The sequence below is a fragment of the Corynebacterium guangdongense genome (assembly GCF_030408915.1).
GTDB classification, from domain to species: Bacteria; Actinomycetota; Actinomycetes; order Mycobacteriales; family Mycobacteriaceae; genus Corynebacterium; species Corynebacterium guangdongense.
The window spans coordinates 2,501,267-2,519,414 of record NZ_CP047654.1; the positions used below are offsets into that span (position 1 = coordinate 2,501,267).

Here is an 18,148-nt window from a genome sequence, read left to right on the forward strand (position 1 = left end):
ACATGGAAGCCAATCTGCTTCTGCTGCTCGCCTCCGGGACGCTGATCGCCGCCGGTGTGTACCTGGTCCTGGACCGCGTCCTGACCCGCCTGCTGATGGGCATCCTGCTCATCGGCAACGGCGCCAACCTGCTCATCCTGCAGGCCGGCGGCGGGTGGGGTTCCCCGCCGATCATGGGCCGCGACAGCGAGATCCACGGCGAGAACGTCGCCGACCCGCTGGCCCAGGCGATGATCCTCACCGCGATCGTCATATCCATGGCGATGACCGCGTTCATCCTCGCCCTGATCTACCGCCAGTACCGCTACCGCACCGCCGACGTCATCGAGGACGACGTGGAGGATGCGGCCATCGCCGCCCGCCCGGCCACCGCCGCCGCGGCCCCGGACCATGACGCCTCCGACGACCCGGAGACGGGCCGCCACACGAGCGAGGGCGACTCCTTCGGCCCCAAGTCCTTCGAGGAGCCGGTGAGGGGTGCGCACGATGAGTGAGTTCTTCCGTCCGCTGGTCGATTTCCTGATCGACTACATGCCCTACCTGATTCCGCTGCCGATTCTTCTGCCCGCCCTGGCCGCGGCGGTGTCGCTGCTGCTCAGCCGCAAGCCGCACGCCCAGCGTGCCGTCGCCCTGACGACGCTGGCCGCCCTGTCGGTGCTGGCTTTCCTCATGATCGTCGTCACCGACCTGGAGGGCATCCAGACCGTGCAGATCGGCGGCTGGGACGCCCCGATCGGCATCACCCTGGTCGTCGACCGCCTGTCGACGGTCATGCTCTTCGTTTCCTCCATCGTGCTGTTCTGCGTCATGTGGTTCGCCATCGCACAGGGTATCCGCGACGGCGGCAAGGACGAGCCCGTCGCGGTGTTCCTGCCCAGCTACATGCTCCTGACCATGGGCGTGAACCTGTCCTTCCTGGCGGGCGACCTCTTCAACCTCTACGTCGGCTTCGAGATCTTCCTCGTCGCCTCCTACGTGCTGCTCACGCTCGGCGCCTCGCCGGCGCGAGTGCGCGCGGGCATCAGCTACGTGATGGTCTCGATGGTCTCCTCGATGGTCTTCCTCTTCGCCCTGGCCATGGTCTACGCCGCCGTGGGCACCGTGAACATGGCGCAGATCTCCATCCGCATGGAGGAGATCCCGGACGGCACCCGCGCCGCGATCTTCGGCACCCTGCTGGTCGCCTTCGGCATCAAGGCCGCGGTCGTCCCGCTGGACGCCTGGCTGCCGGACTCCTACCCCACCGCCCCCTCCCTGGTCACCGCGATCTTTGCGGGCCTGCTGACCAAGGTCGGCGTGTACTCGATCATCCGCATGCGCGCCACCGTCTTCACCGACGGCGGCTTCGACGACCTCTTTCTCTGGGTCGGGCTGGCGACGATGATCGTCGGCATCCTCGGCGCGATGGCGCAGAACGACATCAAACGTCTGCTGTCCTTCACGCTGGTCAGCCACATCGGCTACATGATCTTCGGCATCGGCCTGGGCACCGCCCAGGGCCTGTCCGGCGCGATCTTCTACGCCGTGCACCACATCCTCGTGCAGACCGCGCTCTTCCTGGTCGTCGGACTCATCGAGCGCCAGGCCGGCACCACCAGCCTGCGCCGTCTGGGTTCGCTGATGTACACCGCGCCGATCATCGCGGTGCTCTACTTCCTCCCGGCGATCAACCTCGGCGGCATTCCGCCCTTCTCCGGATTCATCGGCAAGATCATCCTGCTCGAGGGCGCCGCCAACCGCGGCGGCTGGCTGGCCTGGGTCGTCGTCGGCGGCGCCGTCGCGACCTCCCTGCTGACCCTCTACGTCATGGTCCTGGTCTGGTCGAAGGCCTTCTGGCGCGACCGCAAGGACGCCCCGGAAGGGGAACTGGTCAAGGCCCGGCCGGCGCCGCTGGCCGACGTCACCGACGTCGTCCACTACACCGAGCGCGAGGAGGTCGGGAAGATGCCCTTCGGCATGGTCGCCTCCACCGCGACGCTGGTCCTGATGAGCACCTCAATCACCTTCTTCGCCGGCCCGATCTCCGGCATCACCGACCGCGCCGCCGAGTCCGCGCAGGACAACTCGATCTACCGCACGGCCGTGCTCGGCACCGACTGGTCCAACCCGGGACGCACCCCCAACCAGCTCCGGCTGGACGACGGCGCCGACTCCCTCGAGCAGCGCGACCAGCCGCTGCCCCAGCCCGAACCGGTCATCTCCGACACCCCAGAAGTGGAGGCCGAGTAATGCTGCAGGGTTTCCGGAACCGATTCCACTTTCCGTTCTTCGTGTGGATCATCCTCATGTGGACGCTCCTCATGGGCGAGATCTCCTGGGCGAACACCTTCGGTGGCGCCGCCGTCGCGCTGATCGTCATGCTCGCCCTCCCGCTGCCGGCGACGCCGACCAAGGGCATCCGGATCAGCTGGGGCAGGCTGCTCCTGTTCGGCCTCATCTGGCTGCGTGACCTTGCGGTCGCCTCGGTCAAGGTCGGCTGGCTGGCCATCCGCCCGCAGGAGCCCCCCAAGACGGCCATCCTCACCGTGCCGATGCGCGTGTCCAACGACCTCGTCCTCGCCTTCGCCACCGCCGCGTACAACCTGCAGCCCGGCGGCTCGGTCTCCGACATCGACATCGCCAACCGCCTGTGGACCATCCACGTCCTCGACGCGGACGACGAGAGCGACATCAAACGCGAGATCGACAATGTCCTGACCCTGGAACGCCGCATGATCGACATCTTCGAAGGAGGCAAGTGATGCCCGACAACATCTACAACGGATTCCTCCTGGTCGCCGCGGTCTTCCTGGCGCTGGGATTCATCCTGCAGGTCTACCGCATCGCGGTCGGCCCCAACTCGCTGGACCGCATGATCGGCCTGGACGGTTTCACCGCCTCGCTGCAGTGCGCGCTGGCCATCTACATCTGCTGGACCCTGGACACTACGGTCACCAGCGCGATGCTCGTGGTCGCGCTGCTCGGTTTCATCTCATCGATCGCCGTGGCCCGCTTCCGCAAGAGGGACGGTGCCTAAATGACCTGGTCACTGATAGCCGACATCGTGTCCCTGCTGCTCATCCTGCCGGGCGCGTTCTTCGTTCTCACCGCCGCCGTGGGCGTCATCCGCTTCAAGGGCACGATGGCGAAGGTCCACGCGATCACCAAGCCGCAGACGACCGGCATCCTCATGCTCATGACCGGCACCATCATCCACATCGTCGCCGACGAGGATTTCTCCGTCGCCGAGCGCGGCGACGTGGGCATGATCGTCCTGCTCATCACCTTCGCGCTGATGACCAGCCCGGTCACCGCGCAGCGCCTCGGCCGCGTCTCCCGGCGCGAGGGCCTCTACGGCCCCAGCGAGTACATGTCGCGCAACGACTCCCCCGCCGATCGCAGCATGCGCCGGCATTAGCGGTTCAGCTCCGCCACCAGGCGCGACGGATCATTCTCCCACCACGGGCCCGTCGCGTCCCCGATGTCGCGGAGCTCCCCGTCGCTGAGCCCGGCCAGGGTCCGCTCGGCCTGGCCGCGCGTGGCGGCGTCGGCAAGCACCAGCGTCGGCGCCCGGACCCCCGCCAGCTCCGCGGCCGGGTCCTCCTCGAGCCGCGCCAACGCCTCCTGCTTGTCGACGCCCCGTCGCCGCAGCAGGAACCCCGGCAGCACCTTCAGCGCCCGGCGGGCCGCCGCGACCCGTTTCTCGTCGGCGTGCAGCAGCGGCGAGACGAGCACCAGCCTGCCGATCCGGTGCGGCTGGCGCGCCGCCAGGCGAACGGCCACGGCCGCGCCCGTGCCGAACGCGATGACGTCGACGTCGCGCAGCTCGTGTTTGTCCAGCATGGACTCCACCGTGCGCAGCTGCCCGTCGAGGCTCTGCCCGGTGAGGTTGACCAACCAGGGGGTGATCTCGCCCGGCAGCGCGTTGACCAGCCCGGTCAGGCTGTCCGGCTGGCGGCCGGCGTCGGGAAGCAGGAGGAGGTTTCTCACAGGGGGCGCATCTCCACCATCTCGGCGCAGGTCGCGTCGACGACCTGCTTCCAGTCCCCGGTCAGGGTGTGCACGCGGCGCTGCCGGGTGTAGCCGGCGCCGCGCTCGACGATCTCGTCGATGAGCTTCAGCTCCGCCAGGCAGCCGAGCTCCTCGGCGAGGGGGCTGAGGACATCGACGAGCTCGCTGAGTTCCTGGGTGACCCACCGCTCCTCGGTGTCGCGGCTGGTGACGACCAGCGCCTCCATGCCGTATCGGGCGGCGCGCCACTTGTTTTCCGCGACGTGCCACGGCTGCAGGGTCGGCAGCTGCTCACCGCGGTCGATCATGCGGTCGTAGTGGACGACCAGGCAGTGCGTCAGGGCCACGACCGCGGAGAGCTCGCGCAGGTTGCTCGTCGCGTCGGCCACCCGGACCTCGATGGTTCCCCATTTCGCCGCCGGGCGGATGTCGAAGTGCATCGACCCGGTGTGGCTGGTGACGCCGCTGGTGGCCTGGTCGTGCTGGAACTGCTCCCACTCGCGCCAGGACCCGAACTGGTACGGCAGACCCGCCGTGGGCAGCTGCTGGTAGAGCATCGTGCGGTTGGACGCGTACCCGGTGTCCACGCCCTCCCACGCCGGGGAGCAGGCGCTCAGGGCCAGCATGTGCGGGTACTTCGTCATCAGCGCGTTGATGATCGGCCACACGCGATCCTCGTGGCTGATGCCGACGTGGACGTGGACGCCCCAGATCAGCATCTGCGAGCCCCAGTACTTCGTGCGGTTGATGATCTCCGCGTAGGTCATCTTCGGGCTGACCGGCTGCTCCCGCCAGTCCGAGAAGGGATGGCTTCCCGACGCCCACAGCTTCACCCCCAGCTCCTGCGCCCCCTCGCGCAGCGCCTCCACGCCACGTTCGAGCTCGTGGACGGCGTCCGGCACGCTGGTGTGCACCCCGGTGACCAGCTCCACGGTGTTCTGCAGGAACTCGCGCTCGAAGTGCAGCTCGGGATGCCTCGGCGCGACCAGGTCGATCAGCTCGACGGCCTTCGGCACGAGGTCTCGGCTCTCGGGATCGACAAGACCGACCTCCCACTCGACGCCGATGGTCGGAGCGGGAGATCGGTTGAACTCGATGTGCGGTGCGGCATTGTTCATGATGCCGCCGAGTCTACTGCCTGGGAGCCAGTTCGCCGATGAGTGCGAGGGTGACATTTCCGGGGCGGGCGGTGCCCTCCGGAAGCTGCTCGATGTTCGGCGCCGTGGTCGTCGGCACCTTGTAGGTGTCGGCGACCTGCTCGGCCAGTTCCTCGGCGGCCCGCTGGCCGACCTTGTCGCCCGGGTGGTAGAAGACGGTGGTCTCCGGCAGCGGGTTGTCCAGCTCCTGCTCCGGCAGGTTGCCGTGCTCGCCGACCTTGTAGCCGCGGTCGCGCAGGTCGTTGTAGGTCTCCTCGGCCAGGCCGGTGATGGTGGAGTTGTTGACCACGTTGACGGTGACGTTCTTGACGTCGGCCTCGCTGATCCCGCCGCCGGCGGCACCGGCGCCCGCGCCCGCCGACGGCGCCGCGACGTTGCCGTTGTTCGGGGCGGCGGCCGGGCTGGTCGGCTGCTCCTGGGCCGCGGTGCCCTCGGCGTCGGCGGCGGCGGCCGGGTTGTCGGTGGCCTCCGCGCCCTCCGCGCCCTCCGAGCCCTCCGTGGCCGGGGCGCCTGCGGTCGTCGGATCCTGCGTCACGGTGCCGGCCTGTCCGTTCGCCGACTCGGACACGGTCTGGGAGGTGCCGGTGGCGGCGCGTTCGTCGTCGCCGCCCTGGGTGAAGGAGTACAGGGCCCACAGGCCGAAGAGCACGGCGACGGCGATCAGCACCATCGCCAGACCACGGAGCGGGAGTCCGGAGGCGCCGGAGCCGGTGGACGCGGCGCGGGAACCGTCCTGGTTGGCAGAAGTCTCATTATTCACATCAGTCACAATGGCCACAGTAGTGGGCCGGAGGGGATTTCGGGGCGTTTGGGGAGTGGCGCGCCACAAATCCGTGGGTGAAAAACCCCGGGTCAGTCCTTTCCTCTCCCCAAAACCGAGGGTCAGCACTGACCCGGGGGTTGTGACCCGCGGTTTTACCTACGAACCCCGTTCCTCCGCCCGGCGGTGGCGCAGGCGTCGCAGCCTGGCGGTCATGGACGGATACTCCGCCATGGCGGCGGGGACGTCGATGAGCATGTTGAGACGCTGGTAGTAGCGGGCGGGACTGATGCCGAGCTCGGCACGGATGGCCTCATCCTTGCGTCCGCCGGCGCGCATGCCCCGCTCCTCGAAGGCGAGGATACGGGCGTCGTTTTCCGTCAGGTCCTGCATGCTTAAACTATAGGCATGACTATTCGGCCCATCGTCATTCACGGCGACCCCGTCCTGCACAACCCGACCGAGCCGGTCACCGAGTCACCGGCGGAGCTCGCGGAACTGATCGCGGACATGCACGAGACCATGGACGTCGCCAATGGCGTCGGCCTGGCGGCGAACCAGATCGGCGTCAACAAGCGCCTGTTCGTCTACAACTGCCCCGACATGGAGGGTCCGGACGGCACCGAGAAGCCGGACGGCGGCATGCGTCGCGGCACCGTGATCAACCCGGTGCTCGAGACCTCCGAGATCCCGAAGACGATGCCGGACGAGGAGCTCGACCAGGAGGCCTGCCTCTCGGTTCCGGGCGAGTCCTTCCCGACCGGCCGCGCCGACTGGGCGAAGGTCACCGGCACCGACGAGAACGGTGACCGGGTCGAGATTGAGGGCTACGGCTTCTTCGCCCGCTGCCTGCAGCATGAGGTCGGCCACCTCGACGGCTTCCTGTACACCGACACCCTCATCGGCCGGAACAAGCGCGCCGCCAAGAAGATGGTGAAGCAGAACGGGTGGGACCAGCCGGGCCGCACCTGGATGCCGGGCGTCGACGACGATCCTTTCGGCCACTAGATGTCGCACATTTTCCGTTCCGACAAGGTGGCCGTCGGCGAACGCGTCGTGGTCCGCCGCCGGCTTCCCGAAGGTTTCTCCGACGTCATCGGACACGTCACCGCGCTGGATCCACTGACGGTGCGGCCCCAGGAGGTCGGCGGCTTCCCCTCCGCACTGGACGTGGTGGTGATTCCGGAGGAGCAGGTCCACATCGTCAAGAAGCTCTCGCCGCGCATGGTCCGCAACTCCGACATCCGCCACGTCGAGACCGCCTACGCGAAAGCCTTCCCGGGCATCGAACACACGTGGACGGCCGACGGCCAGTGGCTGATGCGGGCTGGCGACGGCGTCACCGAGCGCTCCAATTCCGCGACGCCGCTCGGCCGCTCCGCGGGTTTCGTCCCGGTTCCGCTCGAGGAGATCGAGGCTTTCTACGCACGCCACGACCTCCCGGTCACGCTGCACATCCCGGAGCGCATCGGCAAGCCGGCCGAGCGCCTGGTCGAAGCCGGCGGCTGGGAGCTGGGCCCGGAAATCCTCACGATGGTCCGGCGCCTGGACGACCTCTCCTCGCTGCCGGGCGAGGGGGCGCTGACGTTCAGCGTCGACAAGCAGCCCGACGAGCAATGGCTCTCGAAGTACCACTTCCGCGGCCGGGCCCTGCCGGTGGAGGCGCTGAAGCTGCTGCGCGAGGACATCGACGGGACCATGGGCTTCGCCCAGCTGCGCACCGGGGAGGGCGAGACCGTCGCGATCACCCGCGCCACCCTGACGGAGTCCGAGGACGGCGCCGTCTGGCTGGGCTACTCGGCGGTCGAGGTCGACGAGGCGCATCGACGCCGGGGCCTCGGCACCCTCCTGGGCGCCAGCATCCTGCGCTGGGGCCGCGAGCTCGGCGCGGACAGTGCGTATCTGCAGGTCATATCGAGCAACACCGCCGGCATCGGACTCTACGAAAAGCTGGGCTTCATCGAGCAGCACCGGCACCGTTACGCGGTGAAAAAGTAGCGCCGGGGGCGTAGCCTGGGCGGTGTGACATACCGCACAAGCCCCTACATCGACTTCCCGGGCAACGCCGAGGAAGTCCTCACCTACTACCAGTCCCTCTTCGGCGGCGAGCTGGAAATCGCGAAGTACGACGACATGGACGTCTCCCAGTTCCCCTTCACCCCTCCCCCGGGCATCGTCGCGCACGGTGACCTGCGCGGCCCGCACCTGAACATCAGTGGCGGCGACGATTTCGGACCGGATCCCAAGTCCCTTGAGGAGCGTGGCCTGGCCATGTCCCTCTACGCGAACACCGCCGAGGAGGCCCGGGAGGTGATCACGAAGCTGAGCGACACCGGCGGGACCGTCGAGATGCCCTTCGAAAAGGCGCCGTGGGGCGGCTGGTTCGGCCAGGTGAAGGACCGCTTCGGCATGCTCTGGCAGATCTCGGCCGACCCGGGCAGCGCCTGACCGACCCCCGGGCTTGCGGGCGATCGCGCGGTGGCCACGCTGTACTGTGGTCATCATGCGTATCGCCACCTGGAACGTGAACTCGGTCAGGACCCGCGCTGAGCGGATCGTCGACTTTCTCCACCGCCACGACATCGACGTCCTGGCGATGCAGGAGACGAAGGTCGCCGACGACAAGTTCCCCTACGCGGTCTTCGAGGCCGCCGGCTACGAGGTCGCCCACGTCGGCTTCCACCAGTGGAACGGCGTCGCCATCGTCTCCCGGGTGGGCCTGAGCAACGTCTCCGACGCCTTCCCGCACCAGCCGAAGTTCGCCAAGGACGGCGATCCGGTGGACGAGGCCCGCGCCGTCGGCGCCACCTGCGGCGGGGTGCGCGTGTGGAGCCTGTACGTGCCCAACGGCCGGGACATCCTCGACCCGCACTACGACTACAAGCTCGACTTCCTCTACCAGCTCTCCGCCCACGTGCGCCGTGAACTGGCGGCGGACCCGGCCCAGAAGCTGCTGGTCGTCGGCGACTTCAACGTCGCCCCCCGCGACGAGGACGTGTGGGACATCTCCATCTTCGAGGGCAAGACCCACGTCACCGAACCCGAGCGCGCCGCCTTCCAGATGCTCGAGGAATCCGGCCTCACCGAAATCACCCGCCCGCTGACCGCAGAACGCTACACCTACTGGGACTACAAGTCCCTGCGGTTCCAGAAGGGCGAGGGCATGCGCATCGACTTCCAGCTCGCCTCCGCCCCGCTTGCCGACGCCGCCACCTCCGCCTTCGTCGACGTCGAGGAGCGAGGCGGCAAGGGCGCCAGCGACCACGCCCCGGTGGTCGTGGAGTTCAACCTGGACGCGGCCGCCGCCCCCGCGTACGACGAAGTCCGCTGACCCCACCCCCATGAACGCCCTGATCCCCGACTTCACGTTCTGGCAGTGGATTCTCTTCACCATCGAACTGGTGGTCAAGATTCTCGCGCTGGGCGTCGTACCGGACGGGCGCAAGCCCTCCGCCGCGAACGGCTGGCTGCTGCTGATCTTCTTCCTGCCGTTGGCCGGCGTTCCGCTCTACCTGCTGATGAGTTCGAGTTTCGTCAGCGCACGTCGCCACCGCATCCAGCAGGAGGCGAACGTGATGATCAGCGACCGGCAGGCCGACCTCCCCAACTACCCCGGCAGCGTCGAATTCTCCGCCGAGGTGGAATCCATCCTCAGCCTCAACCGGAAACTGACCGGCTTCCCTGCGGTGACCGGGCACAACAAAGGATTCTGGGCGGACTACGACATGGCGATCCGGCGCATGGCCGAGGTCGTCGACTCCGCCGAAAAATACGTCTACGTCGAGATCTACATTCAGGCCTGGGACGAGACGACCGAAGTCTTCTACCGCTCCCTGGAACGCGCCGTGCAGCGCGGCGTCCAGGTCCGACTGCTCTACGACCAGATCGGATCCCTGAAATACCCGGGATTCCTCAAACTCGGCAAACGTTTCACCGAGATCGGCGTCGACTGGCACACCATGCTCCCCCTGGCCCCCTGGCGCTTCCGCTTCCGCCGCCCCGACCTGCGCAACCACCGCAAGATTCTCGTCGTCGACGGCCGGGTCGGTTTCATCGGCTCGCTCAACATGATCGACCGCGGCTACCTGGTACGCAACCACGTGCGAGCCAGCCGCCAGTGGATCGACCTCATGGTGGAGCTCACCGGCCCAATCGTCACCTCCCTGGAGGCCGTCTTCGCGGTGGACTGGTACACGGAATCCGGGGAGGCCCTCGACATCTCCGCCCCGGCAGACCACGAACCCGAGGTCACCGACGACGTCAACGTCGTGCAGATGCTGCCCTCCGGCCCCGGCTACACCACCGAGCCGAACCTGCGCGTGTTCAACTCGATCATCCACCACGCCAAGGAACGCCTCACCATCTGCTCGCCCTACTTCATCCCCGACGAAGCCATGATGGAGGCCGTGACCACGGCCTGCTACCGCGGCGTCAGGGTGGATCTACTGGTCAGCGAGCAGGCCGACCAGTTCATGGTGCACCATGCGCAGTCCTCCTACTACCAGCAGCTCCTCGAGGCCGGCGTCAACATCTGGCAGTTCCCCGCGCCCTACGTCCTGCACACGAAGTTCGTGGTCGCGGACCCCGGCGAGTCCGGCAACGACGCCATGGGGGCCTTCGGCTCATCAAACCTGGACATGCGCTCCTTCGGCCTGAACTACGAATCGACGCTGGTGGTGGCTAAGGGCAACCTCCTCGACCAGCTCTACGAACTCGGCGAAATCTACAAGTCCGTGTCCTGCCGCATCACCCTGATGCAGTGGAACCAGCGCGGTTTCTGGCGCCGCTACATCGACAACATCATGCGGCTGACCTCGGCGCTGCAGTAGACGAGGACGCAGCGGTCGGCGTCGTCAGGCCGATGGGAGTGGTGCCTGACCGGGGAGCACTAACCGCTTACGCGTTCCCGTCCCCGCAACGCTCCCACCGGAAACCGTAAGCACTTAACGCCCCTACGCGTCGCGGCGCTGCAGCACGACGACGCCGGCGACCCAGGCCACCACCGCCCAGGCGAGGAAGATGAGCGCGGAGACCCACACGTCCCACTCGGTGCCACGCACCGGCATGTTGACGAGGACGGCGTTGAGGTTCTCGAAGGGCAGGTAGCGCAGGATCCGTTCGCCGACGCGCGGGATGAGCCGGACCGCCTGCTCCAGCCCCAGGTACCAGATCAGGGCGAGCGCGACGGTGCCCGCGGTCTGGCGCAGCAGCAGGCCGAGGCCCTGGCAGAACACGACCAGCACGGCCATGAACGTCGGGTAGGCCCAGAGGTAGCGCCGGGCGGCGTCGGTTTCGAAGGGCCGGTACCACTCGGAGACCGAGGCCGGGGCGAGCAGGTCGGAGAGCCAGTAGGACGTCGTCAGGCAGACGAGGGTGAGGAGGGCGGCGATCACCGCGTAGAGCACGACCTTGGCCAGTGCGACCTGCCAGCGGCGGGGTGTGGCGAGGAAGTTGGCGGCGGGCAGCCCGTAGCGGTATTCCGTGGTCACGACCATGATTGCCTGGATCATGATGACGGGGACGCCGAAGACGAGGAAGCCGCTGTGGGCGAGGTCGGGGGTCATGAAGGCGCCGGGGCCGTCCGGGGTGAAGGTGGCCAGGAGGCCGGCCCAGCCGATCGAGACGAGGAGGACGAGCCCGGTGGTCCACCAGAAGGAGGCGGTGGTGCGTAGTTTCGTCCATTCGGACAGGAGGGTGTGGTGGAACATCAGCGGATCTCCTTCTGTCCGGTGTACTGCACGCTGTCCTGGGTGGTGCGCATGTAGGCGTCCTCCAGCGAGGCTTTGGCGCCGCTCAGTTCGGTGAGCATCACGCCGGCGTTGAAAGCGAGGGCGCCGATCTCCTCGGTGGGGCGGTCCGGGATCTCCAGTCCGTCGCCGCTCTTCGTGAAGGCGATGCCCGCGGCGGTCAGCGCCGCGCCGAGCTTGTCGACGTCCGGTGTCCGCACCCGGGTGGTGACCGCCGAGTGCTCGCGGATGAACTCCGCCACGGAGGTCTCGGCCACCAGGCGGCCGCGTCCGATGACGATGAGGTTGTCGGCGGTCTGCGCCATCTCGGAGAGCAGGTGGGAGCTGACGAGCACGGTGCGTCCCTCGGCGGCGAGGGCGCGGAGCAGCCCGCGAACCCAGCGGATGCCTTCCGGGTCGAGGCCGTTGACGGGTTCGTCGAGGATGAGGACCTCGGGGTCGCCGAGCAGTGCGCCGGCGAGGCCGAGGCGCTGGCCCATGCCGAGGGAGAAGCCGCCGGCCTTCTTGCCGGCGACGTCGGAAAGTCCGACCAGCTCGAGGACCTCCCCGACGCGGCTGGTGGGGATGCCGTTCGACTGGGCGAGCCAACGCAGATGGTTCGCGGCGGAGCGGTTGGGGTGGACGCTTTTGGCGTCGAGAAGCGCGCCGACGGTGGCCAACGGGCGGGGCAGTTCCCGGTAGCGCCGGCCATTGATGGTCGCGGTGCCCACGGTCGGGGCGTCGAGCCCGAGGATCATGCGCATGGTCGTGGACTTGCCCGCGCCGTTGGGCCCGAGGAAGCCGGTGACGATGCCGGGTTTCACGCGGAACGACAGGTCGTCCACCGCCCGGACCGGCCCATACACCTTGGTCAGGTTAGATACGTCGATCATGGCCCCCAGGGTGCCACACGCGGCGCTAATTCAGGCGCGACGCCCGCTCGCGCAGCATGGGGAAGGCCTGCCGGAAGGCTGTCAGCAGCGGGAGCTTCTCGACGCCGTCCAGCGGCACCCAGCGCAGCTCCAGCGACTCCTCGTCGGGTTCGAGCGGGATGCGGTCCCCGGTCGTGGTGGTGGCCAGAACCGTCGTGTAGGTCCACCCGCCGGGCAGGTCGGGGCGGGCCGGGTCGGCGCTGAAGGGCCCGGCGGTGACGATGGCCTCCCGCACGTCGACGTAGGCCGGGTCCAGCGATGCCTCCTCGACGGACTCGCGAATCGCGGCGTCGACCGCGGTCTCGTGGGAGTCCCGGGCGCCTCCCGGGAGGGCCCAGGTCCCGCCCTCGTTCGTCCACACCGCACGGTGCTGCATCATCAGTTCCGGGGTGCCGGATTCGGGGTGCGGAGCGACGAGGAATAACCCGGCGGCGCCGAAGCGCCCCCACACCTGTCGTCCGTCCGGTGCCGCCGACCAACCGTTGCCGTCTCCCTCCATAGCCAACAACTTACTAGCAACGCCGCGGTCAGGGGTGAGCCCGTGGCACGGGAGCCGGGTCACGGGTTATTCTTGGTCAATGGCTGATACGCAGGTAAACGCGCGTGACCGGGGCGTCTCCCCCGGTGACGTCGCCGCGCCTGCCGTGCGCGACTCCGTCCAGGACTCCTGGCTCGATCACCTCGACAACGACGACTCCGCGCAGGGCACGGTCACCGGTTCCGCGTGGTTCGCCGGGCTGGTGGAGGGGCCCATCCGCCGCACCCGCCTGGTCTTCGCCTTCCTCACCACGACCCCGGGCATCATGCTGGCGATCACCACGCTGCTGAGCGTGGCCATCTTCGCCGCCGGCTACTCGATGTCGCAGTCCTCCGCGCAGCGGCAGGAGTCCCTGGACGTGCTGCTCTCGGCGACGGAGCCGCTGAGCTACACCACGCACAACCTCTACTCGAATCTCTCCCAGGCCGACACGGTCGCCACCACCGGTTTCGTGCAGCCCGGCGTGGAAACCGACGACTCGGTGGCGGCGTACCACCAGGCAATCGACCGGGCGGCGGTGGCCGCCACCCGAGCCGCCGAGGGGTTGCCGGCGGGGGACCGCACACTGTCCGAGCTGGTCACGACCATCCAGCGGGAGCTGCCGGTCTACACCGGCATGGTGGAGTCGGCGCGGGCACAGTCGCGGGTCGGCAACCCCGTCGGCGTGACCTACATGGCCAACGCCTCGGCCCTCATGCGCGACCGGATCCTGCCCGCCGCCGCCGAACTGTTCTCCCTGACCAGCGACCGGGTGGGTGACCAGCAGCAGTCCCTCTCCCAGCCCCAGTGGGTGCCCTTGTCGGGGCTGTTCGCGGCGGTCGGGTTCCTCACGCTGGCGCAGTGGTGGCTGTGGCGGGTGACCCACCGTCGCCTGAACAAGGGCTTCGCGACGGCGACCCTGCTCATGATCGTGGCGATCGTCTGGGTCTCGGCGTCGAACTTCGCCACGTGGCAGGCCGGCACCCAGGGTTTCGAGCAGGCGTCGCAGCCCTGGGATCGCCTGACCACCGCCCGCATCCAGGCGCAGCAGGCGCGCACCTCCGAGACCCTGGCCCTGGTGCGCCGCGAGTCGGTCGACTCCACCACGGAATCCTTCCACCAGATGGACAGGGCCGTCACCCAGGCGGTGGACTCCTACGCACAGGCGCCCGGCGCGGATCAGCGGGCGATCGCCGACGCCCGCCGCGCGCTCGGCGAGTGGCGCATCGCCCACGAGCAGCTCTCTGCCGCGCTGATGTCGGGTGAGTACGAGTACGCCCTGCACCTGTCCTCCGACCACATCCCCATCGCGGGCCAGCCGGCCACGGCCACGGGGGCGTACAACCGCCTGGACAACGCCCTGACCACGCTCAGCAGCGACGCGCGCGCCTCGATGCGGGCGTTCATCGGCTCCGGCCTGGCGGCGACGAACCTGGTCTCCACCGCGGTCATGATTCTGGCGCTGATCTCGATCGCCGCCATCTGGGTCGGCATCCGGCCACGTCTCCAGGAGTACCTCTGATGAGAGCACGCAGACGCGCGCTCACCGCGCTCACCCTGGCCGTCGGCCTCACGCTGACGGCCTGCACCGGGTTTCCCCTGCCCGGGGAGTCCACCTCCACCGTGGAGACCACCGACTCGCAGTTCCAGGGCGATCGCCCCGCCGGTCCGCCGCTGCCCGCCGGCGCCCTGCTGGAGCAGCCGGGCGAGGTGTCCCCCGCGCAGAACGTCGACCAGGACGTGGTGGGTTCGCTGCGCCCGGACGACCGCACGCCCGAGGAGCGGGTACCGCGGATCGTGGAACGCGGCCGCCTCATCGTGGGCGTCGACCAGTCGCAGAACCTGTTGTCCTCGCGGGACGTGATCACCGGCCGACTCATCGGTTTCGAGGTGGATCTGGCCCGGGAGATCGCCCGCGACATCTTCGGGGACCCGGAGGCGGTGGACTTCCGCTTCATCGATTCCGTCGACCGCGCCCGCCCGCTCGACGCCCGGGAGGTCGACATCATCATCAGGACGCTGACCATCACGGAGGAGCGCCAGGAGGTGGTGGAGTTTTCGGCGCCCTACCTCAGCGCGGACACCCGGATGCTGGTGGCGGGTCCGAACATCCGGGGCTACGGGGATCTCTCCGGCCGCGTGGTCTGCGTCGCCGACGACACCGCCGCGCTGGACAAGGCCCGGGCGGCCGCGCCCTACTCCATCCTGCTCAAGACCCGCCGCTGGTCCGACTGCCTCTACGCGCTGCAGGAACGCCAGGTCGACGCGATCATCTCGGACACCACGATTCTCTCGGGTATAGCGGAGCAGGATCCGTACACCACCATCACCGGTGAGTCGCTGGGTTCGGAGAACTACGGCGTCGGAATCCGGAAGTCCACCCCGGGGGAGGATTCCTCGGGCCTGGTCCGCCAGGTCAACTCCACCCTGGAGCGGATCCGCGCCGACGGCACCTGGTGGCGCATGTATGAACAGTGGTTCTCGGCGAACCTCACCACCGCCGGACCGCCGGACCTGTACTACCGGGAGGAGGAACCCGCCGATGCCTACGCAGCCGACGACGCCCCAGCCGAGGGATGATGACCGTGACGAGTCCACGGAGGAACCGCTGATCTCCACCGAGGCGGTGGCCTTCGACCCCTTCGCTGATGACGAAGACGAGGGCGACGCCGATTACGGCCAGGGGGCCACGGCCGCGGACACCGACGCACACCCCCTCACCGAGGCGGTGGCCTTCGACCCCTTCGCCGATGACGACGAGGACGAGGATTCCGAACCGCAGACCAGCTCCTCGTGGTCGGGCACCAGCCACGACGACGCCGACGCGGTCGCCGACGAGGAGATCGCCCAGCTCATTCAGGAGCTCGACGACATCCGCGAGGGCCGAGCGGCGCCGACGAAGGAGGACGCGTCGGAGCGCTCGCGCCGGGAGGCCATCGACACCTTCCGCTCCCGGCGCGGCGCCCAGCGCACCGCCCGGCCGGTGGCCGACGGCATGGTCAATCTGCCGTTCATCGTGCGCACCAGCCCGGATCAGACGCTGCGGGACCCGCAGCCGGCGATCGAGCGCGGCGTGCCGGAGCCGCAGCTGAGCCCGGGGGACCTGGTCGCCGGTCAGTACGAAATCCTCGGCGTCATCGCGCACGGAGGCATGGGCTGGATCTACCTGGCCAACGACTCCTTCGTCTCCAACCGGCTGGTGGTCCTCAAGGGGTTGCAGTCGCACAAGTCGGACGAGGAGACGGCGACGGCGCGGGCGGAGCGGGAGTTCCTGGCGGACATCACGCACCCGGGCATCGTGAAGATCTACAACTTCATCGACGACCCGCGCGTGCCCGGCGGCTTCATCGTCATGGAGTACGTCGGCGGGCCCAGCCTGAAGGAGCGCCGCGACGCCCAGGTGGACCAGCTCTTCCCCATCGACGTGGCCATCGCCTACATCATCGAAGTGCTGCCGGCCCTGGAGTACCTGCACTCGCGCGGGGTGGTCTACAACGACCTGAAGCCGGACAACATCATCATCACCGAGGACCAGGTCAAGCTCATCGACCTGGGCGCGGTGACCGGCATCGGCTCCTTCGGCTACATCTACGGCACGAAGGGGTTCCAGGCCCCGGAGGTCTCCTCGGAGGGGCCGTCGATCGCGTCGGACATCTACACGATCGGGCGCACGCTGGCGGCGATGACGATCGACCTGCCGAAGGAGAACGGGGTCTACGCCGAGGGGCTGCCCTCCCCCACCGATGAGCCCCAGTTCCGGCGCTTCCTCTCCTACTACCGCCTGCTCCAGCGGGCGACGCATCCGGAGCCGGCGAAGCGCTTCCGCTCCGTCGCGGAACTGGAGACCCAGCTCTACGGGGTGCTGCGTGAGGTCATCGCCCTGCGCGACGGCGTCCAGCACCCGGCGCAGCACTCCCTGTTCTCCCCGCAGCGTACGACTTTCGGCACCAAGCACCTGGTTTTCCGCACGGACCAGCTCATCGACGGCATCGAGCGCACCTCCAAAGTCACCTCCGAGGAGGTGGTGGCCGCGCTCCCCACTCCCCTGATCGACCGCTCCGACGTCGGTGCGGCGCTGCTGTCGGGTTCCTCCTACGCCGAGCCGCTCGAGGCCCTGGAGACCCTGCGCCAGGCGACGCAGACGCCGGAGTACGAGCACTCCGCGGAGATCCCTTTCGGTGTGGTCCGCACCATGCTCGACCTGGGCTTCACCGACCAGGCGCAGTCCTGGCTGCTCAGCCTCCAGGACCGGTTCCAGGAGGACTGGCGCTTCCAGTGGTACAGCGGGGTGGCGTCGACGCTCGTCGACGACTTCGGCCACGCCCAGGCGCACTTCGCCAAAGTCCTCGCCATCCTGCCCGGCGAGGCTGCCCCGAAGCTGGGGCTGGCGGCCATCGACGAACTGCTGCTGCAGTCGATGGACTACCAGGACACCCCGCTGCTGGAACCGAAGCTCGCCAACGCGGCCAGCGGGCTGACCACGAACCTCGCCGATGTGGATTCGGAGTTCTACCGGAGCCTCGGTGAGAACTGGTCGCACGTCACCACCGATCCGGCCCAGCTGCGCTTCCACACCTTGCGTCTCTACGGCATGATCTGGGCGACGAACCTGACGACCGTGTCCTCCGCCTTCGGCCTCTCCCGCCAGCTGGTCGCCGAGGGGCTCACCGAGTCCGCGGTGGCCGCGCTCGACCGCGTCCCGCAGTCCTCCCGCCACCACCGTATGGCCCGTCTGACGACGATTCTCGAGCTCATCGGCGGCGAGCTGAGCGAGTCCCGCATCCGCCGCGCGGCCCGGCGGCTGGAGGAGATCCCGAACTCCGAGCCCCGCTTCCTGCAGATCAAGATCGCGGTGATGACGGCTGGGCTTAATTTCCTGCGCCAGAAAGGGCTGGACAGGGCGTCGGCAAGCAACGCCCTGTTCGAGTACAGCTTCACCCAGCGCGGGTTGCGTCACGGGCTGTCGGACACGCTGCGGGAGCAGGCCCGCGCCGCGCCTTTCGCCCGCCACCGCTACGCGCTGGTGGATATGGCGAACCAGGTGCGCCCGACCACCTGGTTCTAGC

At 68.5% G+C, this 18,148-nt stretch carries 20 protein-coding genes; 13 read left to right on the forward strand and 7 right to left on the reverse strand.

The features are described from left to right. Window positions 1-2: 2 nt before the first annotated feature. The 5 genes from CGUA_RS11800 to CGUA_RS11820 are packed head-to-tail and all read left to right on the forward strand — an operon-like array spanning window position 3 to window position 3,397. Window positions 3-494 carry a Na(+)/H(+) antiporter subunit C gene (locus CGUA_RS11800; RefSeq protein WP_290195900.1) on the forward strand — a complete coding sequence of 164 codons (492 nt, stop codon included), beginning with the start codon at window positions 3-5 and terminating at the stop codon, window positions 492-494. Then, window positions 487-2,229: a Na+/H+ antiporter subunit D gene (locus CGUA_RS11805; RefSeq protein WP_290195902.1), complete on the forward strand. Its 1,743-nt coding sequence runs from the start codon at window positions 487-489 to the stop codon at window positions 2,227-2,229. The genes CGUA_RS11800 and CGUA_RS11805 overlap by 8 nt, the downstream gene beginning before the upstream one ends. Next, window positions 2,229-2,741 carry a Na+/H+ antiporter subunit E gene (locus tag CGUA_RS11810; protein WP_290195904.1) on the forward strand — a complete coding sequence of 171 codons (513 nt, stop codon included), beginning with the start codon at window positions 2,229-2,231 and terminating at the stop codon, window positions 2,739-2,741. Before CGUA_RS11805 ends, CGUA_RS11810 begins: the two co-directional genes overlap by 1 nt. Then, window positions 2,741-3,016, forward strand: a complete 276-nt coding sequence (locus CGUA_RS11815) for a monovalent cation/H+ antiporter complex subunit F (protein WP_290195905.1) — start codon at window positions 2,741-2,743, stop codon at window positions 3,014-3,016. The genes CGUA_RS11810 and CGUA_RS11815 overlap by 1 nt, the downstream gene beginning before the upstream one ends. Further along, window positions 3,017-3,397 (forward strand): monovalent cation/H(+) antiporter subunit G, encoded by a 381-nt coding sequence (locus CGUA_RS11820; protein WP_290195907.1) that lies wholly within the window; start codon window positions 3,017-3,019, stop codon window positions 3,395-3,397. On the opposite strand, the gene CGUA_RS11825 is transcribed toward CGUA_RS11820, so the two are convergent. The 4 genes from CGUA_RS11825 to CGUA_RS11840 all read right to left on the reverse strand — a co-directional run bounded on the left by CGUA_RS11825 (window position 3,394) and on the right by CGUA_RS11840 (window position 6,300). After that, entirely contained in the window at window positions 3,394-3,969 is a 576-nt protein-coding gene (locus CGUA_RS11825) for an alpha/beta fold hydrolase (RefSeq protein ID WP_290195909.1), read from the reverse strand. The two genes, CGUA_RS11820 and CGUA_RS11825, sit on opposite strands and share 4 nt — an antisense overlap. Further along, window positions 3,966-5,108, reverse strand: coding sequence for a glutamate--cysteine ligase (locus CGUA_RS11830; RefSeq protein WP_290195911.1), 1,143 nt, complete (start codon window positions 5,106-5,108; stop codon window positions 3,966-3,968). The genes CGUA_RS11825 and CGUA_RS11830 overlap by 4 nt, the downstream gene beginning before the upstream one ends. A gap of 13 nt (window positions 5,109-5,121) precedes the next feature. Continuing rightward, entirely contained in the window at window positions 5,122-5,916 is a 795-nt protein-coding gene (locus tag CGUA_RS11835; protein WP_290195914.1) for a LytR C-terminal domain-containing protein, read from the reverse strand. A gap of 150 nt (window positions 5,917-6,066) precedes the next feature. Next, the gene (locus CGUA_RS11840) at window positions 6,067-6,300 is read right to left on the reverse strand and encodes a DUF3263 domain-containing protein (RefSeq protein WP_290195916.1); all 234 of its coding nucleotides are present in this window, start codon (window positions 6,298-6,300) and stop codon (window positions 6,067-6,069) included. 15 nt (window positions 6,301-6,315) lie between these two features. Between CGUA_RS11840 and CGUA_RS11845 the strand changes: the two genes are divergently transcribed. From CGUA_RS11845 to CGUA_RS11865, 5 genes are read left to right on the forward strand one after another with little or no spacing between them, the layout of a single operon-like run. Beyond that, window positions 6,316-6,915: a peptide deformylase gene (locus tag CGUA_RS11845; protein ID WP_290195919.1), complete on the forward strand. Its 600-nt coding sequence runs from the start codon at window positions 6,316-6,318 to the stop codon at window positions 6,913-6,915. Further along, complete coding sequence (locus CGUA_RS11850) at window positions 6,916-7,905, forward strand: N-acetylglutamate synthase, CG3035 family (RefSeq protein WP_290195922.1); 990 nt, start codon at window positions 6,916-6,918, stop codon at window positions 7,903-7,905. A 24-nt stretch (window positions 7,906-7,929) separates the two neighbouring features. Beyond that, on the forward strand, window positions 7,930-8,355 hold the full coding sequence (locus tag CGUA_RS11855; protein ID WP_290195924.1) for a VOC family protein: 426 nt from the start codon (window positions 7,930-7,932) through the stop codon (window positions 8,353-8,355). A 55-nt stretch (window positions 8,356-8,410) separates the two neighbouring features. Continuing rightward, window positions 8,411-9,238: an exodeoxyribonuclease III gene (locus CGUA_RS11860; RefSeq protein WP_290195926.1), complete on the forward strand. Its 828-nt coding sequence runs from the start codon at window positions 8,411-8,413 to the stop codon at window positions 9,236-9,238. Window positions 9,239-9,248: 10 nt separating this feature from the next. Beyond that, on the forward strand, window positions 9,249-10,736 hold the full coding sequence (locus tag CGUA_RS11865; RefSeq protein ID WP_290195928.1) for a phospholipase D-like domain-containing protein: 1,488 nt from the start codon (window positions 9,249-9,251) through the stop codon (window positions 10,734-10,736). Between the two features lie 123 nt (window positions 10,737-10,859). Here CGUA_RS11865 and CGUA_RS11870 read toward each other — a convergent pair whose 3' ends face one another. The 3 genes from CGUA_RS11870 to CGUA_RS11880 are packed head-to-tail and all read right to left on the reverse strand — an operon-like array spanning window position 10,860 to window position 13,064. Then, the gene (locus tag CGUA_RS11870) at window positions 10,860-11,615 is read right to left on the reverse strand and encodes a multidrug ABC transporter permease (RefSeq protein WP_290195930.1); all 756 of its coding nucleotides are present in this window, start codon (window positions 11,613-11,615) and stop codon (window positions 10,860-10,862) included. Beyond that, window positions 11,615-12,526, reverse strand: a complete 912-nt coding sequence (locus CGUA_RS11875; RefSeq protein ID WP_290195932.1) for an ABC transporter ATP-binding protein — start codon at window positions 12,524-12,526, stop codon at window positions 11,615-11,617. The genes CGUA_RS11870 and CGUA_RS11875 overlap by 1 nt, the downstream gene beginning before the upstream one ends. Window positions 12,527-12,551: 25 nt before the next feature. After that, window positions 12,552-13,064 carry an NUDIX domain-containing protein gene (locus tag CGUA_RS11880; RefSeq protein WP_290195934.1) on the reverse strand — a complete coding sequence of 171 codons (513 nt, stop codon included), beginning with the start codon at window positions 13,062-13,064 and terminating at the stop codon, window positions 12,552-12,554. Between the two features lie 79 nt (window positions 13,065-13,143). On the opposite strand from CGUA_RS11880, the gene CGUA_RS11885 reads away from it, so the two are divergent. From CGUA_RS11885 to CGUA_RS11895, 3 genes are read left to right on the forward strand one after another with little or no spacing between them, the layout of a single operon-like run. Beyond that, a complete protein-coding gene (locus tag CGUA_RS11885) occupies window positions 13,144-14,604 on the forward strand; it encodes a GlnX family signal transduction membrane protein (RefSeq protein WP_290195936.1) in 1,461 nt (486 codons plus the stop codon). Next, window positions 14,604-15,662 carry a transporter substrate-binding domain-containing protein gene (locus CGUA_RS11890; RefSeq protein WP_290195937.1) on the forward strand — a complete coding sequence of 353 codons (1,059 nt, stop codon included), beginning with the start codon at window positions 14,604-14,606 and terminating at the stop codon, window positions 15,660-15,662. The genes CGUA_RS11885 and CGUA_RS11890 overlap by 1 nt, the downstream gene beginning before the upstream one ends. Further along, window positions 15,625-18,147, forward strand: coding sequence for a serine/threonine protein kinase (locus tag CGUA_RS11895; protein WP_290195939.1), 2,523 nt, complete (start codon window positions 15,625-15,627; stop codon window positions 18,145-18,147). Before CGUA_RS11890 ends, CGUA_RS11895 begins: the two co-directional genes overlap by 38 nt. Window position 18,148 lies beyond the last annotated feature (1 nt).

What these genes read in the sequence shown, in the direction of transcription:
- CGUA_RS11890 (WP_290195937.1), top strand. Translation starts at nt 14,604, where the DNA reads ATGAGAGCACGCAGACGCGCGCTCACCGCGCTCACCCTGGCCGTCGGC.
- CGUA_RS11845 (WP_290195919.1), top strand. Translation starts at nt 6,316, where the DNA reads ATGACTATTCGGCCCATCGTCATTCACGGCGACCCCGTCCTGCACAAC.
- CGUA_RS11820 (WP_290195907.1), top strand. Translation starts at nt 3,017, where the DNA reads ATGACCTGGTCACTGATAGCCGACATCGTGTCCCTGCTGCTCATCCTG.
- CGUA_RS11870 (WP_290195930.1), bottom strand. Translation starts at nt 11,615, where the DNA reads ATGTTCCACCACACCCTCCTGTCCGAATGGACGAAACTACGCACCACC.
- CGUA_RS11880 (WP_290195934.1), bottom strand. Translation starts at nt 13,064, where the DNA reads ATGGAGGGAGACGGCAACGGTTGGTCGGCGGCACCGGACGGACGACAG.
- CGUA_RS11810 (WP_290195904.1), top strand. Translation starts at nt 2,229, where the DNA reads ATGCTGCAGGGTTTCCGGAACCGATTCCACTTTCCGTTCTTCGTGTGG.
- CGUA_RS11840 (WP_290195916.1), bottom strand. Translation starts at nt 6,300, where the DNA reads ATGCAGGACCTGACGGAAAACGACGCCCGTATCCTCGCCTTCGAGGAG.
- CGUA_RS11815 (WP_290195905.1), top strand. Translation starts at nt 2,741, where the DNA reads ATGCCCGACAACATCTACAACGGATTCCTCCTGGTCGCCGCGGTCTTC.
- CGUA_RS11865 (WP_290195928.1), top strand. Translation starts at nt 9,249, where the DNA reads ATGAACGCCCTGATCCCCGACTTCACGTTCTGGCAGTGGATTCTCTTC.
- CGUA_RS11830 (WP_290195911.1), bottom strand. Translation starts at nt 5,108, where the DNA reads ATGAACAATGCCGCACCGCACATCGAGTTCAACCGATCTCCCGCTCCG.
- CGUA_RS11885 (WP_290195936.1), top strand. Translation starts at nt 13,144, where the DNA reads ATGGCTGATACGCAGGTAAACGCGCGTGACCGGGGCGTCTCCCCCGGT.
- CGUA_RS11805 (WP_290195902.1), top strand. Translation starts at nt 487, where the DNA reads ATGAGTGAGTTCTTCCGTCCGCTGGTCGATTTCCTGATCGACTACATG.
- CGUA_RS11895 (WP_290195939.1), top strand. Translation starts at nt 15,625, where the DNA reads ATGCCTACGCAGCCGACGACGCCCCAGCCGAGGGATGATGACCGTGAC.
- CGUA_RS11875 (WP_290195932.1), bottom strand. Translation starts at nt 12,526, where the DNA reads ATGATCGACGTATCTAACCTGACCAAGGTGTATGGGCCGGTCCGGGCG.
- CGUA_RS11860 (WP_290195926.1), top strand. Translation starts at nt 8,411, where the DNA reads ATGCGTATCGCCACCTGGAACGTGAACTCGGTCAGGACCCGCGCTGAG.
- CGUA_RS11850 (WP_290195922.1), top strand. Translation starts at nt 6,916, where the DNA reads ATGTCGCACATTTTCCGTTCCGACAAGGTGGCCGTCGGCGAACGCGTC.
- CGUA_RS11800 (WP_290195900.1), top strand. Translation starts at nt 3, where the DNA reads ATGGAAGCCAATCTGCTTCTGCTGCTCGCCTCCGGGACGCTGATCGCC.